Here is a 14,416-nt window from a genome sequence, read left to right as displayed (position 1 = left end):
AACCGCCCCGCTTTTCAGGCGGGGTGCGAGCCGGGTGGTCGCGCTGCCGCAGGCGGGCCCCTACGGGGCGTGCGGCGGCGGGCGACGGCAGCCGCGGTATACGCCGGACGCCTGCCGCGCGGCGTTTGACGGGCCGGCCGGGGAAAGGAGTGCGGCAACCGGCGCAGCATGCCGTAGGGGTCGGCCAGGCCGGACAGTTCGGCCGGCTCCAGGCCGGCGTCCGCGAGGACGCGGTGGAAGGTCCGCGCGAGCCCGTCGCTCGGCCGGTCCTCGTACAGCGGGCACAGCGGGCCGTCGAAGCCGAACATCACGCACTTGACGCCGTGGACTCCTCCTGCCCTGGGGGCCGAAGGCGACCGGCCCCCAGGACTCTCGGCTCTGCATCGTGCCGCGCTCTCTGCGGTCTTGGTGGGCCGTCGGGCTGGCCACGCCCCGCCGTTGATTGTAGAATTTTCCAATCACTCAAGATCGGTGCGATGAAGGGGAGTCGGGCGATGGGCGGACAGGGTTCCGGTGCGTCGCCGCCGCGCTGGCGCGGTGTGCACAAAGCGCTTGCCGACCCCTTGCGCATCCGGCTCCTGGAAGCGCTGTGGGAGATGCCACGGTCCGCACGTGAACTCGCCGACCACGCTGACCTCCCGGCTGATCGCCTCTATTACCATCTGGGTCAGCTCGAACGGGCCGGGTTGATCGAGATCGCCGAATACCGGCCACTGGCCCGCGGCAAGGTCGAGCGGGTCTACGCCCCTGCGGTCGCCGAACCTCCCGGGGATGCCGCGAGCCCGGAGGAAATGGTCGGGTTCCTCGGCTCGATGCTGGATGCCACGCGGGCCGACATCAGCGCCGCTTACCGGTCCAAGGAGGCGGGCGGCCGCCGGGAGGTCGATCTGCACCGCGGTGCGGTGCGGCTGACCGACGAGGCGCTCGCCGAGCTGCGCGGCCACATCGAACGGCTCGCCACCCGGTTCGGGGAGCGCGATGCCCCAGGGGTCTGGACGCGGGTGGTCATCGCGCTGGTCGACCTGCAAGATCGCCCCCCCAATGCCGCCACGCCTGAGAGGCCGTCATGAATGACGACGAGGAGCGCACGACCGGCGCGGTGATCCGAGCCTCGGACGCCGAGCGCGCCCGGGTCGAGGCGCGGCTGCAACATCACTACGCGGTTGGCCGACTGACACTGCCCGAGCTCGAAGAACGCGTGGCCGCGGCCTACGAAGCACGCACCCGCGAGCAGTTGGCCGCCCTCGTGAAAGATCTGCCAGACGAAGCGGAAGTACCTGCGCCACTCACTCACGTGATCGACTCGCGCCTGCTGATCATCCTGTTATGCGTCGCGCCGCCTGCGGCGCTCGTCTACTGGCTCATGTCCCGACGCACCGCACGTCGAACGCACTCACGAGCACAGGCGCGGGCTCCGATCCCTGACCTGGAAGACGACACCGCGGCTCAGCCCGCGGTTGGTCCGCGGCAGGCGAACTGAAGTCGGCACCGACGAGGACCTGAACGCCATTGCGTCGGCTGCCTGGTCGCGTCGTGCGGCTGCCAGGATTGCCTCGGGATGAGGCCGCGGGTTCGAATGCCCGGCGCGCGGTCCCGCCGCGCTCTGCCCAACGCCCGCGCCAACGCCCGCGCCAGGGCCGGGCGGCGGGTGGGTGCACCGTCGTGACCGGGGCCGCTGCCGGCGGCCCGCCGGCTCGGCACCGGCCCGCTCCACGGGCACGGCCCCGAGGTCGTCGCGTACGAGGGCACCGCGGCCGACCTCGACGTGGAATACGCCGGCGAGGAGGACGGCGACGGCTACTTCGGGCTGACCTCCCACAAAGCGGCGTCGCTCAGCGAACCGAACGCGTACGACCTTCTGGTCAACGCCACCGGACGGCTCCGCCGGACCGCCCCGCTGCCCGACGGGCCCCTGCTGCTCGTGCTGGAGGCCGAGGGCGCCTGGCAGCTCTCCGCCCGGCCGCTGCCTGATCTTTCGCCGCGGCGAGAGCGAGGCCAAGCTGCGGCTGGAGAACGTCGGCGAGTGGAACCTGCAGGTGCTGCCGATCGAGCAGGCACCCGCGCTCACCGGCCCGGCGGAAGGCACCGGCAGCGCCGTCTTCCGGTACGACGGGCCGCCCGCACTGCTCGGGCTGCACCGCACCACCGGTGACGACGCCAACCTGCTCACCCGTGCATTCCAGGCCGACGGCCGCTCGGCGATCTCCTCCGACTGCACCGGTCGACGGGGGCCACGGTTACGGAGTCGTCCGGCAGGCCGGGCCCGAAGCCGAGGTGATGGTCACGTACGCGCCGAACGGCATGCTCGACCTGCCGGTGCTGTGGGCACTGGACGAATACCTGGAGCCGGTGCGCCGGATCAGCACGGCTTCGGGTCTGCATCGGCTCCCGAGCGGATATCTCCAGATCAGGGGACGGGGCCGCTGGACCCTCGAACCGCAGGGCTGATTCCGGCGTGCCGACCAGGGGCGAAGGACCGGCCGCGTCGGCCGGTCCTGCTCGCCGCCCACCGGGCTGCCGGCCCGACATCGCGCCGGTACCGTATGGCCGGGTGCGGTGCCCGCATGTCAGGGCAGCAGGCGGTCTCGGATCCCGGCCGGATCGGAGATGCCCCGCGGACCGTTGCCGTGCCACCGGGCGAGTTCCCCGTCACGCTGTTGCTTCTGCGCACGACACACGGGGCCGATGCCGCCGCGGCCCGGGTGACGTTCCTGGACGGCCCGCCCCGTGACCGGGAAACGGTCCTCCAGCCCGACGAGGATCGGCCGCACCGACGACGGGCAGGTTGGTCGCGTCGTCGTCGACTTCCAGCTCTGCACGATCCCCCCACCCGCTGCACGATGCCGGTCCCGCGCCGCGATCACCCCTGGCAGCAGGGCGGGCTCAGGCAAGCCCCGCCGCGATGGCCCGGCGGACGGCGTCGGCGCGGTCCTTGATGTCCGCCTTGGCGAACAGGTTGTTGATGTGCGTCTTGACCGTGGCCTCGCTGATGAACAGCGTCTCGGCGATCGCCCGGTTCGGCAGGCCCTGGCCGATCAGGGCGAGCACCTCGCGCTCGCGGGGCGTGATGTCCCCGGGCAGCGGCTGCGCGGGCGCCGGGGGCTTCGTACGGACGGTGGCGAGGAGCCGGTCCTGCACCTCGCGGTCGAGGACGGACTGTCCCGCGGCCGCGGCGCGTATCGCGCGGGCGATGTCCTGGCGCCCCGCGTTCTTGGTGAGGTAGCCCCGTGCGCCGGCGCTCAGCGCGGCCAGGATCGAGTCGTCGTCGGCGAAGGTGGTCAGTACGACCACCGCCACCTCCGGGTGCTTCTCCGTCAGCTGCCGAGTCGCCTCGGTGCCGTCCATCACGGGCATGCGCAGATCCATCAGGACCACGTCCACGGGTCCCGCCGCCACCGCCGCGAGCACCTCGGCCCCGTCGGCCGCCGCCGCGACGACCTCGATGTCCTCGGACATGCCGAGGACCGCGGCCAGCGGCTCGCGCACCGCCGCCTGGTCATCGGCGACGACCACTTTCAACCGCCGTACGTCCCGCGTGGATTCGCTCATCCCGGGATCACTGCCTCCACCTGCCACCCGCCCGCGTCCGGTCCTTCGGTGACCGGGCCCGCGGTGATCGTCCCGCTCAGCAGGGCGACCCGCTCGCGCATGCCGATCAGCCCCATTCCGCTGCCGACGCCCGTGCTCACCGTACGGGTCGCAGGACCGTTGCGTATGGTCAGTGCCGTGGACGCGGCGTCGAACGCCAGCTCGACACGCACCTCGCCGCCGGGCGCGTGCCGGGCCGCGTTGGTCAGCGACTCCTGGGCGATCCGCAGCAGGTCCTGGGTCACGCGGGAGGGGACCGCGCGGACGGTCCCGGCAACGGTGAGCGTCTCGCGGTGTCCTGGGGTGTCCAGCATCGCCGTGAGGGTCTCGACCAGTGGCAGCGCGTCCTCGCGCAGTGCGTGCACGGTCCACTGGGCCTGCTTCAGGCTCTCCTTGACCATGGTGTGCGCCTTCTTGTTCGCCTCGCGGACCCGGTCCAGGTCGCCGGTGTCGATCAGCGCGTCGGCCAGCTCCAGCTGCATGTTGATGCCCGCCAGGGAGTGGGCCAGGACGTCGTGGACGTCGCGGGCGATCCGGCTCCGTTCGGTCAGGGCGGCGGTCCTGGCCTCGGCCCGCGCCGCCCGCTCCGCTGACTCGGCCGCCGAGATGGCCGCGACGACGGCCCGTTGGTGGCTGCGGTTGAGGATGCCGATCAGGACGGGAAGACCGGTGGTCAGGCCCAGCGTCCACGGCAGCAGGTTGTGGCCGGGGCCGAGGTGGAAGTAGAGGACGCCGCCGCACAGCAGGCCGCACAGGGCCGCCAGGGTGAGCGACTGCCGGGGTTCGAGGCGGACCCCGATGTGACCGACGAGGAAGTATGCGAACAGGTAGCCGGACCCGGCGCTGCTGACGCCGATCAGGGCCGCCGCTGCCACGATGCCCAGCGTCGGCCAGACCAGGACGAGGCGCGGCGGGATCCAGTCCTCCGGCAGGTGCCGCGCCGCCAGGGCGATCGAGTTGACCAGCAGCAGGACGGCCACCACCAGCCCCCGGCCGCTCAGGCCCAGCGGCCGGACCGTCCAGAGCGCCGCCACGATGACGATGACGGTCAGGGCCTGCTGGACCCGGGGGTCCCGGCCGGGAACCGGCCGGGGGCCGACCCCCGAGTGCGGGGCCGGCCCGTGATCCGGGACGCTCTGGGCTTCGTGCACGGCGTGACCATAGCCCATGGTCAGGCCGTACGTTCGAGGGCGGGCGCGGGACGCGTCGCAGTGGCCGGGGGCTGCCGGTGGGCTGCTGTCCGGCTGCGGATGAAGATGGTGGCGAGTCGTGTGACGACCTCGGTGAGCGCCATCAGGACGAAGGCCGCGACCCACGCCTGGTCGCTGGTGATGTGGTGGGTGAGGCTGAACCGGGCGACATTGTCGGCGCCGCCGTGGTCGACCCACACCTGGAAGCCCATGCGGGCGCCCATGCCGGCGACCCACAGGATCGCGGAGACCGCGCCCGCCTTGATCAGCAGGTGCCCACCGGCGACCCGGATGCGGGTGTAGACGCCGCCCGCGACCCCGAGCGCCGCGCCCGCGGCCATCAGGGCGCCGATCAGCACGAGGTCGTTGCCTCCCGTCGGGACGCTGTCGAGGTAGGTGTGCGCCACGAAGGCCACGATCCCCAGCGGGACGAGGAAGGACTTCAGATCGAGTCGGCCTTCCCGCAGCTGCCGGAAGACGACGAGGACGAGGGCGATGTCGGTGATCCAGTCGGTCGTTGTCATGCCTCAAGCCTGCCGATCCGGCGCTTTCCGTACCTGGACCCACGGGTGGAAGGACAGGTGGAGATCGGGAACCGTTCCCCTCCACCCCCGGCGCGCGGGCGTCGGTGAATTGCCGAGGTGTTTCCGGCGAATGGTCGACGTATAAGGACGCGTCCCCTGTGCGTCGCCGCCGATCGGGTTCGCGTCCGGACGAAGGAATTCCCTGAGTGCTGACCAGCAGTGTCGTGACCGTCGCGACGCCATACGGGGCGGGAACTGAACGGGTGTCTTCGTGATAGGGTAATGAGTAATTCGCAGGCGCCGAAAAAAGGGGAATGGCGTGAATACCGAGAAGGTTGCGGCTCGACGTCTCACGGCTGAGGAGGTCGCGGAGTTGGGCATCCAGGACGGCATCTTCGTTCCGGCGCGGACGGACGGTCTTCCTGTCGACTGCTACGCCCCGGCCAGCCTCACGAAGCCGGGCCAGAATTTCGAGGGCGGGTCCTTCACCGCGCGGACGATATTCGGTGACGAGATAACCCTCCTCCCTGACAGTGCGGAAGATGCCGGGGTATGGGTCGCCGAAAAGGCAGGGGAGGAAATAGAGGTCCTCCGGAGCGCGGGCGTGCTGCTGAATCTCGCCCTCTTCGTTCCCGGCGGCGACGTGAAATCGCTGGAGGCGCTTTACGCCGCCGCGCGGGACGCCTTCGGCGCTGGGATCGTCCAGCGCTGGAGCGAGGAGTCCGTCGCGGTGCCGGATGTCAAGGTCGACCTGTTCGAGGAGCCGATCCGGGGCCGGAAGAGCGCGGGCAACCAGAACCGCGACCGCCGAGCCCTGGACATCTACCCGCCCCGGGTGCGGTTCCTGGAGCCCAGCGACGGCTGGAAGTTCGTCGTCGAGCCGCACCAGGAGATCGTCGACGACACCCCCACGATCTGATCCGTGGGGAGCGCCCGGCCGGAGTCTCCCGGCCGGGCGTTCCGCACGTCGTCGGTCCGTACGACCCGTCCCGCCGGAGAAGTCGAGTGAGGGGCGTTGACCTGCTGCGTTTCCCTGCGGGGTGACCGGTGCTCCGCGCATGACGGAGGGGCGTGCGCGTGGCCCAGGACGCACCGCCTGCCTGCCGGCCCGCGCCGACCGGGCGTGTCTACGGCAGCAGCACCTCGGCCAGCCGCCGCCAGGCGTCCAGCGGGAGTTCCGTCCGGGTGTCGGCGGTGACGACCTGGAGCGCCAGGTGGTCGGCCCCCGCGGCGAGGAACTCCTGGGCGCGCGCCGCGATCGTGTCGGCGTCGCCGAGCGCGAACACCGCGTCCAGCAGCCGGTCGCTGCCGCCGTCGCGCAGGTCGTCCTCGGTGAAGCCGAGCCGCCGCAGGTTCGTGGTGTAGTTGGGCAGCGTGAGGTACATGGCCAGGTAGTCGCGGGCGGTGGCGCGGGCGCGGTCCAGGTCCGGGTCGAGCACCACCTTGAACTCCGGCGCGAGCAGCGCGTCCCGGCCCAGGATGTCGCGGGCCCCGGCGGTGTGCTCCGCGGTGACCAGGTACGGGTGCGCACCTGCCGCGCGGTCCCTGGCCAGCTCCAGCATCCGGGGGCCGAGCGCGGCCAGGACCCTTCCGGCCGCGGGCACCGGCTCCGGCGCGGAGTCCAGCGCGGTCAGGTACTCGCGCATCGCCGAGTACGGCTTCGCGTAGTCCTTGGCGAGCACTCCGTGGCTCACGCCGAGCCCGAGCAGGAACCGCCCGGGATGGGCGCGTTCGAGCGCCGCCCGCCCGGCGGCGACCTCCTCCGCGCCGTGCTGCCAGATGCTGAGGATGCCGGTGGCCACCGTGATCCGGGGCGCGGCGGCCAGCAATGGCGCCGCGTAGCCGACGTCCGGGCCGCCGCCGAGCCAGATCGTGCCGTAGCCCAGGGAGTCGAGTTCGGCCGCGGCCTCGTCGTGCACACCTGAGTACGCGGGGCCGTCGCCGTTCTGGGCGGTGGTCCAGGCGCTGGTCCAGACGCCGATCCTGCCCAGGGGGTTCTTGTCCTGTGCCATGTGCGTCGTCCTCGCTCGAAGGGGATTCCGATCACCTCCGTTGTACACGGCCCGTTGCCCGCCGTTGAGGACGCGTACGTCGCCGCGTGCGCTGAGCTGCGGGACATGACGAAGTCGCGCGCCAGGGCGTCTGTGGAAGTAGTGATCGTGGGCCGCTGTCGCGGCCGGGCCCGATCGTCCCCGCGGCCGCCGTTCCCGCGCCCGACCACCCCGGGCTGCGGCAGGCGCCGGCGGGCGTCGTCGCGGCCGGCTCGCCCGGGGCCTTCGCGCTCGTGAGCGACCGGGGCGGCGCCGGGGGCACGGTCGGCACGGGTACCGGCGACCTGGCCACCCAGGCGCCGGTGGACCCCCATGTCCGCCGCCCACGTCGCCCAGGAGGAATCCACCGGCCTGCCCCCGACCCCCCGGCCCCGCTGACCCCCGGGTCGTGGACGGGCGGCGCGCTCCGCGGGAGCGCCGGTGGCGGGCCGTCCTGACCACGACTACTCGTACGGTATGCCCGATATTGTGCGAACCTGGCGGGGAGGGGTCTTCCCTGCAGCGGGTCTCGCACGCCCGTCGATGACCCTGCGGGGTCATAGGAGAGCAGACGGTGAGCAGCTCGTTCGAACTGGTGGCGGTGATCAGCGACGCCGGTACGGTGGTCATCTGGGCGCCCGCGGCCGAGCGCCTCTGGGGTTTCTCCGCCGCCGAGGCGCTGGGCCGCCCCGCCCACCAGCTGGTGATGGCCGGCGGCGAGCCTCGGCCCCCCGGTCCGCTGAACGCCTCCAGGCGCTGGTCAGGGCCGGTGGACATCCGGCAGGCCGACGGCCGGGGACGGAACGTGGACTTCCGGGTCACCCCCTTCCTCGTCGGCGAGGCGGGCCACGACTGGCTGGTGTGGGAGGCCGCTCCCGCCGGGCGGCCGGCGCCCTCCCGCCTGGACACGGCCGCGCTGGAGACCGTGTTCGAGCACGCGCCCATGGGGGCCTCGCTGTGGGGGCCCGACCTGTGCTGCACCTGGTACAACGAGGCGATCACCGGCATGGACTTCATCCCCGGCGGTCCCCGCGTGGGGCGGCGGCTCACGGAGCTGATCGCGTCGGGGCGCGGCCAGAGCCTTGAGGCCGCGATGCGGCGGATCCTCGAACGCGGGACAGCCTCGGTGGATCTGCTGTGGATGCCGTCCGGGCCGGAGGGGGGCCCCGAGCCGTCGCTGTCGCTGTCCCTCTTCCGCGTGGACGACGCGGGCGGCCGGGCACTGGGCCTGTGCCTGATCGTCGAGGACATTCGCGAGAGCTGGTCGCGGCAGCGGCTGGGACTGCTCGTCGAGGCGGGCACCCGGATCGGGACCACGCTCGATGTCATGGCCACCGCCCAGGAGTTGGCGGACACCGCGGTGCCGACGCTCGCGGACTTCGTCACGGTCGACCTCGCCGACTCCATCACGCCGGATCAGGAACCGCTGGAGCGCGTCAGCCCCAACGAGGCCGGCAACGCCGCCTTCTACCGCGGTGGCCTGGCCTCCATCCACCCCGGCGTCCCCGAGGCCATCTGGCCGCGGGGAATGCCGGTCTTCGTGCCGACCTCATCCCCCTACACCGAGGTGCGGGTCACAGGGACCTCCCACTTCGAGCCGGTGATGGACCCCTCCGGGGGGACCTGGCGCGACGACGACCCCAGCCGTGCCGCGGTCCTCCAGCGGTTCGGGATGCACTCATTGATGATCATCCCGCTCCAGGCCCGCGGGCACGTCCTCGGCATCGTCACCTTCTTCCGCTCGGAGAATTCGGTGCCCTTCAGCAGGGTCGACCTCTTCCTCGCCGAGGGGCTGGCGGCCCGCGCCTCCCTGAGCCTGGACAACGCCCGCCGCTACAGCCGCGAGCGCACGGCCGCCCTCGCGCTCCAGCGCGACCTGCTGCCGCACATCCTGCGCAGCGGCGACGCGGTCGAGGTGGCCTCGCGCTATCTGCCCGCGGACAAGCACGGCGGAGTCGGCGGCGACTGGTTCGACGTGATCCCGATGTCGCACGACCGGGTCGCCCTGGTCGTCGGCGACGTCGTCGGCCACGGCATCAACGCCGCCGCGACCATGGGCCGGCTCCGTATGGTGCTGAACACCCTGACCAACCTGGAACTGCCCCCGGACGAGGTGCTGGCCCGGCTGGACGAACTCGTGGTCGGCCTGGCGCGCGACCGGCCCGAGGAAGAGCTCACCTCACCGAGCGTGGGAGCCACCTGCATCTACGTCGTCTACGACCCGGCGACCCGCTCCTGCACCATGGCCAGCGCCGGGCACCCCCCGCCGGCGATCGTCACCCCCGACGGGAGCGTCGAATTCGTCGGCCTGCCCCCCGGGGCACCGATCGGCATCGGGCTGGGGGACTTCCGCTCCGCCGAGACGCACCTGGAGGAGGGCAGCCTGATCGCGTTGTACACCGACGGCCTGGTCGAGACGAGGGAAGCCGACATCGACCAAGGCCTCGAACGGTTGCGCACGGCCCTCGCCCGTCCTGCGGCGACCCTGGACGACCTCTGCACCAGGGTCATCGACACGATGCTGCCCGAGGGCGGTTCCGAGGACGACACCGCGCTGCTGCTGGCGCGCACGCTCCCCCTGCCCCGGTGAGCGCGGCCCGCCGCTCCCGCGAACGGTCGCCCGGTCCCGCGAACCGTCGGGCGACACGGATCCCCGCATACTGTGCCCGGCGTTCGGCAAGGGTAGAGGTGTCGGTGTCGTTGCCGGCAGCGAAGAACATCCACCGCGGACCTGATGGCGCGTCACGAGTGGGGGCTAAGGTTGACGGGCAGTCGAGCCATCCAGGCACACCGTGGAGATATGAGTGACGAGCTGGGACTCGGCGAACTTCCGGGAGGCCTCGACGGGCCTGGACGACACAGGAGTCCGCCCGGCGGCCGCATGGCCGCCACGCAACCACCCAGCTCTGACAGCCCGGCGGTCCCCCCGGGCTGGTCCGGAACCACCCGCTCACGCATGAGCGCCGGCACGCCGTTCTCGACGTCGCTCCCACTGTCGAATCCGCTCGAACCGGCCCCAGGCGCGTCCAGTGACGCGTCACCATCCGCCATGCCCTTCGGAGGTTCATCCCGTGAAGATAGGCCTCGGCCTTCCCGTCGAAGATCCTGCCGCCCTGCTGGACTGGGCCCAACGCGCCGACACCGGCCCGTTCAGCACCCTCGGACTGCTCGATCGGCTCGTCTTCGACAATCCCGAACCCCTCATCACCCTCGCGAACCTCGCCGGCGTCACCTCCCGTATCCGCCTCCAGACGGAGGTGCTGCTCGCGCCGCACCACAACACCGCGTTACTCGCCAAACAGACCGCGACCCTCGACCGGCTCACCGGCGGCCGTTTCACTCTCGGCGTCGGTGTCGGCGTCCGTGAGGACGACTGCCGCGCGGCGGGCATCGACATCCGGCAACGGGGTCGCCGCCTCGAGGAGCAGATGGACCGACTGCGCCTCGCCTGGTCCGGCAAGCCCTACGGCGAAGGCGTCGGCCCCATCGGCCCCGCGCCCGCGACACCCGGCGGACCGGAGGTGCTGTTCGGCGGCTTCGTACCGGCGGCAGTCGAACGCGTGGGGAGGTTCGGCGACGGGTTCCTCGGCGCCGGCCTGCCACCGCGGATCATGTCCGGCCTCTTCCGTCGCGTGGAAACGTCCTGGCAGACCCATGGCCGTTCCGGGCGGCCCCGCCTGCTCGCCCAGGTGAACGCCGTCCTCGGCCCGGACGCCACCGTTGACCGGGCCCGCCGCAACCTCCTGGAGTACTACGACTTCACCGGCCACGCCGACAGCATGGTCGAAGGACTCCTCACCACCCCGCAGGCCATCCGCGAGGCCGTCGAGGGCTACACGGACATCGGCGCCGACGAGGTGATGCTGTACTGCTGGAGCTCGGACGCCGACCAGATCGACCGGTTCGCCGACGCTCTGAAGCTCTGACGCCTTTGACGGGCTGCCGGAAGCCGGGCTGCCGGCCGTGGAGGAGTACGAAGGACACGCGCGACGCGCACGCTAGGACGTACGACTGCACGGGCCTGCGCCGTGACCGGGGCAGCGCACTCGGATGACGTGGGGCGTTTCGTTCGGATGAGCTGGTCTGCCCGGTATCCGGACGAAACGCCGCGCGGATCGTGCCGGCCGCGCACCTCTCCACGTGATTGCGGCCGGACACCATGGCCCGGAACCACCCGGCCCCGACCACACCGCAGAGGCCCCACCCCCACCCCCACCCACGGACCGAACCACACCATTCACCCCAGACTGAATGACGACCGAGTATCCTCGATCGCCACCTTCGAACTCCCCCCGCTCCCTACCCTGACGTGTATGGACCTTCCGTTCGCATCGGGCCGGGAAGCCACGCACGCCCCTTCTCCGGCGCAGGAGTTCGGTGTCGAACTCGCCCGGCTCCGTGTGCTCAAGGGCTGGTCGGTGCGCGGGCTGGCCGAACGCACAGCCATCTCCGAGGGGCACATCTGCAATCTGCAAAGTGGCCGGCGCAATCCCACGGCAGCGATTGCGGCGGCCTGCGATGCGGCGCTCAGCGCCGGCGGTGCGCTCGAAGCCCTCGCCGACAAGGCTCGGCAAGGCCGCAGCACCCACATCGACGCCGATGTCCTGGTCTCCGGCTACACGCGGATGTTCGACGAGTTCCGGGCTCTCGGGCGGACCTTGGGCCCGAGCATGCCGGCCGCGCCCATGCGGTCCATAGCCGGTCTGCTGACCGATGCGGCGCCACGCGTCGGTCACGCTCGCCGACGGGAGGTCTGGCTGATCGCCGCACGGTATGCGGAATACCTGGGCTGGATGGCTCAGGAGGCGGAAAGGCCGGCTGATTCGCTGCGCTGGACTGACGTCGCGGTCCGCTGGGCAGCTCTGGGTGACGACGACTCGATGGCCGCCTACGCGCTGGTCCGCCGGGCCTCCATCGCCCAGCACCGCGGAGACCGATCCGCCGTGGTCGACCATGCCCGCCGCGCGGCCGACCATCCGGCCGCGACCCCGCGAATCCTGGTACATGCCGCACGGCGCGAGGCCCAAGGCCACGCCGTCCTCGGCGACTACGATTCGTACCGGCGCGCGTTGGACCGGATGCAAACCCACCGGGCCGAGGCGGCTGCAAGCCCGTCAGGACTGCGGTGGGGGCCGCGTATCGAGAATGGGACCCCGCGCGTGATCGAGGCGTCCTGCCTGGTCGACCTCGGCAGATTCAGCCACGCCGCCGGGATCTTCGCTGCCGAACTTCGGCGTGCTCCCGTGGCGACCGCTGACGCCAACTCGCGGGCCCGCTTTGCGGTGCGGTACGCGACCGCCCAGGCAGGGATGGGCGATCAGGAGGGGGCTTGCCGCACCATCGCGGAAGCGCTGCCAGTGATCAAAAGCGCCGACTCGGCCACCATCCGGGCCGAACTGCGCCGGTTCCTCGGTGCAGCAGATCGCACACCGGCAGTGAGCCGACAGCACAAGGTTCTGATTGCCGTGAGGGCCGTGGCCTACCGTGCCGCGTGACGAACCCGGTGTTGTCGAGGTCGGCGGTCCAGCCAGCGCATGCCAGGGCTTCTTTTCACCGCTGCTGCCCAGGAAGGCCGGCGGGACGGCCATGCCGGCTTCGGCGCCGGAGCGCAGGTATCGCGGCACGGCCGTGTCGAGCCGTTCGCCGGGCAATGCCGCGGGGATGCCGGGGGGCAGGGCGTGAGCATCTCCGCGGCGACCCGGCCTTCGGCACGGTCTGCGCGGATCTGCTCGACGGGCCCGAAGAACGCCTCTCGCGGCAGCATCGCCTGATCCAGGCGCAGGTCGGATGGATCGGGCAGGTGGACCGGCGGAGCCGGGCGCACCGAGGGGTTCATGATCCGTCGGGCCGCAGTTGGGGGTTGCGGCTGGGGCCTCGCCATTCCAGGCACAGCACGGTGGCGTCGTCGGACAGGCGGCCCTGGTTGTGGGCGATGATCGCCAGCATCAGCCGCCGCAGTGTCTCGGGTACGGGCAGGCCTTCCGCGTGGTGGCGGTTGAGGAACTCGATGAAGCGGGCCGTGCCGAACTGCAGGCCGCTGCGGTCGCGGGCCTCGGTGATGCCGTCGGTGTACAGGACGATACGGTCGCCCGGTGTGAGCTGCTCCCGGCACACGGTGGCCTCCAGCCCCAAGCTCAGGCCCAGCGGGTGCGCGGGCTCGCACTCCATGCCGGCCATCCACCGGCCGTGGCGGATGACGATCGGCGGCGGGTGACCCCGGTTCACCCAGCGGAACACGCCGTCGGCCTGGTCGAGTTCGGCCAGTACGGCCGTGGCGTACGTGCTGCCGCCGAACTGGTCCACGAGCGCCTTCTCGATCTCCTCGCCGACGGTGACCAGGTCGGCGCCCTGCCGCCGCTGGTTGCGGAAGGCGGCCACCGCGACACTGGCCGTCAGGCCCGCCGCGCTGTCGTGGCCCATCGCGTCGAAGACCGCCAGGTGGGCTGTCCGTCCGGCGATCGCGTAGTCGAACGCGTCACCGCCGATGTCGTAGGCGGGCTCCGCCGCCGCGGCGATCACCACGTCGCTGTTCGCGAAGGCCAGCGGCGGCATCAGGTTCCATTCCAGCTCGGCTGCCACGGTCATCCGCTGCTTGCGGGTGAGGCGGGCGTAGGCGTCGCTGCTCGGGCGCTTGCTGACCAGCATCAGGCCGACCAGCGACGCCAGCATCTGGGCCGCCTCCCGGGTCTCGGCTTCCGTGCCCGCCGAGGGGGCGGGATCCACCCGGAGCACGCCCAGGCGCTCGGTGCCGTCCAGGATCGGCACCCACCACCTGTCCGACCCGTCCGTCCCGCCCGCCGGCTCCAGCAGCGGCCGGGTGTCCGCGAAGGTGCGGCCGGGCCGCGACCCGTCGATCGAGAAGCGCGTCCCGCCCGCCCCGGCGTCCGGACCGAGTCCGGTCACCTCGCACAGCGCCTCGTCCCGCAGGTCCGCCACGAAGACCCGCGCACCCATCAGACCCGCCAGCGCGGCGCATTCCTCCACGAGGCGCGGCAGCCCGTCGAAACCCACCACGTGCCCGCGCTCGAGCAGCCTGCCCGCCATGTCCAGCAGCCCCGCGGCTCCTGCCACCCCGCCACCTCCT

Annotated in this window: 14 protein-coding genes and 1 pseudogene; 7 read left to right on the top strand and 8 right to left on the bottom strand. The window is 71.9% G+C overall.

Features of this window, described 5'->3' with window-relative positions; translation table 11 throughout:
* Positions 1–14: 14 nt before the first annotated feature.
* Positions 15–308, bottom strand: a complete 294-nt coding sequence (locus OG900_05280) for a hypothetical protein (GenBank protein WUH89616.1) — start codon at positions 306–308, stop codon at positions 15–17.
* 186 nt (positions 309–494) lie between these two features.
* Between OG900_05280 and OG900_05275 the strand changes: the two genes are divergently transcribed.
* From OG900_05275 to OG900_05265, 3 genes are all read left to right on the top strand, one after another.
* The gene (locus tag OG900_05275; GenBank protein WUH89615.1) at positions 495–1,070 is read left to right on the top strand and encodes a winged helix-turn-helix domain-containing protein; all 576 of its coding nucleotides are present in this window, start codon (positions 495–497) and stop codon (positions 1,068–1,070) included.
* Positions 1,067–1,480, top strand: coding sequence for a DUF1707 domain-containing protein (locus OG900_05270; GenBank protein ID WUH89614.1), 414 nt, complete (start codon positions 1,067–1,069; stop codon positions 1,478–1,480). Before OG900_05275 ends, OG900_05270 begins: the two co-directional genes overlap by 4 nt.
* Positions 1,481–2,277: 797 nt before the next feature.
* Entirely contained in the window at positions 2,278–2,448 is a 171-nt protein-coding gene (locus OG900_05265; GenBank protein ID WUH89613.1) for a hypothetical protein, read from the top strand.
* A gap of 119 nt (positions 2,449–2,567) precedes the next feature.
* Here the strand turns inward: OG900_05265 and OG900_05260 are convergent, their stop codons facing one another.
* The 4 genes from OG900_05260 to OG900_05245 form a co-directional block, all read right to left on the bottom strand.
* Positions 2,568–2,819 (bottom strand): hypothetical protein, encoded by a 252-nt coding sequence (locus tag OG900_05260; protein ID WUH89612.1) that lies wholly within the window; start codon positions 2,817–2,819, stop codon positions 2,568–2,570.
* A gap of 64 nt (positions 2,820–2,883) precedes the next feature.
* Positions 2,884–3,549, bottom strand: a complete 666-nt coding sequence (locus OG900_05255) for a response regulator transcription factor (GenBank protein ID WUH89611.1) — start codon at positions 3,547–3,549, stop codon at positions 2,884–2,886.
* A complete protein-coding gene (locus OG900_05250) occupies positions 3,546–4,739 on the bottom strand; it encodes a histidine kinase (protein ID WUH89610.1) in 1,194 nt (397 codons plus the stop codon). The genes OG900_05255 and OG900_05250 overlap by 4 nt, the downstream gene beginning before the upstream one ends.
* 20 nt (positions 4,740–4,759) lie before the next feature.
* Positions 4,760–5,302 carry a hypothetical protein gene (locus tag OG900_05245; GenBank protein WUH89609.1) on the bottom strand — a complete coding sequence of 181 codons (543 nt, stop codon included), beginning with the start codon at positions 5,300–5,302 and terminating at the stop codon, positions 4,760–4,762.
* Positions 5,303–5,621: 319 nt separating this feature from the next.
* Here OG900_05245 and OG900_05240 point away from each other — a divergent pair, with 319 nt between their 5' ends.
* Positions 5,622–6,221, top strand: coding sequence for a hypothetical protein (locus OG900_05240; protein WUH89608.1), 600 nt, complete (start codon positions 5,622–5,624; stop codon positions 6,219–6,221).
* Between the two features lie 208 nt (positions 6,222–6,429).
* Here OG900_05240 and OG900_05235 read toward each other — a convergent pair whose 3' ends face one another.
* Entirely contained in the window at positions 6,430–7,314 is an 885-nt protein-coding gene (locus OG900_05235) for an LLM class F420-dependent oxidoreductase (protein ID WUH89607.1), read from the bottom strand.
* A 592-nt stretch (positions 7,315–7,906) separates the two neighbouring features.
* On the opposite strand from OG900_05235, the gene OG900_05230 reads away from it, so the two are divergent.
* The 3 genes from OG900_05230 (at position 7,907) to OG900_05220 (ending at position 12,827) form a co-directional block, all read left to right on the top strand.
* Positions 7,907–9,922, top strand: a complete 2,016-nt coding sequence (locus OG900_05230) for a SpoIIE family protein phosphatase (protein WUH89606.1) — start codon at positions 7,907–7,909, stop codon at positions 9,920–9,922.
* A 481-nt stretch (positions 9,923–10,403) separates the two neighbouring features.
* Complete coding sequence (locus OG900_05225) at positions 10,404–11,258, top strand: LLM class flavin-dependent oxidoreductase (protein ID WUH89605.1); 855 nt, start codon at positions 10,404–10,406, stop codon at positions 11,256–11,258.
* Positions 11,259–11,645: 387 nt separating this feature from the next.
* Positions 11,646–12,827, top strand: a complete 1,182-nt coding sequence (locus OG900_05220; GenBank protein WUH89604.1) for a helix-turn-helix domain-containing protein — start codon at positions 11,646–11,648, stop codon at positions 12,825–12,827.
* A gap of 75 nt (positions 12,828–12,902) precedes the next feature.
* Here the strand turns inward: OG900_05220 and OG900_05215 are convergent.
* Both OG900_05215 and OG900_05210 read right to left on the bottom strand, forming a co-directional pair.
* Positions 12,903–13,144, bottom strand: a pseudogene (locus OG900_05215) (ornithine decarboxylase).
* A gap of 20 nt (positions 13,145–13,164) precedes the next feature.
* Positions 13,165–14,403, bottom strand: coding sequence for a serine/threonine-protein phosphatase (locus tag OG900_05210; protein ID WUH89603.1), 1,239 nt, complete (start codon positions 14,401–14,403; stop codon positions 13,165–13,167).
* Positions 14,404–14,416: the final 13 nt, after the last annotated feature.

It is taken from the genome of Streptomyces sp. NBC_00433 (assembly GCA_036015235.1).
Taxonomy (GTDB): domain Bacteria; phylum Actinomycetota; class Actinomycetes; order Streptomycetales; family Streptomycetaceae; genus Actinacidiphila.
Note: the sequence above shows the minus strand (reverse complement) of the source record. Positions and strands in the feature narration are given on the sequence as shown.

Bases quoted from the DNA above. Each gene is read 5' to 3' on its own strand.
- OG900_05235 (WUH89607.1), bottom strand. From the start codon at position 7,314: ATGGCACAGGACAAGAACCCCCTGGGCAGGATCGGCGTCTGGACCAGC.
- OG900_05255 (WUH89611.1), bottom strand. From the start codon at position 3,549: ATGAGCGAATCCACGCGGGACGTACGGCGGTTGAAAGTGGTCGTCGCC.
- OG900_05280 (WUH89616.1), bottom strand. From the start codon at position 308: ATGTTCGGCTTCGACGGCCCGCTGTGCCCGCTGTACGAGGACCGGCCG.
- OG900_05220 (WUH89604.1), top strand. From the start codon at position 11,646: ATGGACCTTCCGTTCGCATCGGGCCGGGAAGCCACGCACGCCCCTTCT.
- OG900_05270 (WUH89614.1), top strand. From the start codon at position 1,067: ATGAATGACGACGAGGAGCGCACGACCGGCGCGGTGATCCGAGCCTCG.
- OG900_05275 (WUH89615.1), top strand. From the start codon at position 495: ATGGGCGGACAGGGTTCCGGTGCGTCGCCGCCGCGCTGGCGCGGTGTG.
- OG900_05245 (WUH89609.1), bottom strand. From the start codon at position 5,302: ATGACAACGACCGACTGGATCACCGACATCGCCCTCGTCCTCGTCGTC.
- OG900_05265 (WUH89613.1), top strand. From the start codon at position 2,278: ATGGTCACGTACGCGCCGAACGGCATGCTCGACCTGCCGGTGCTGTGG.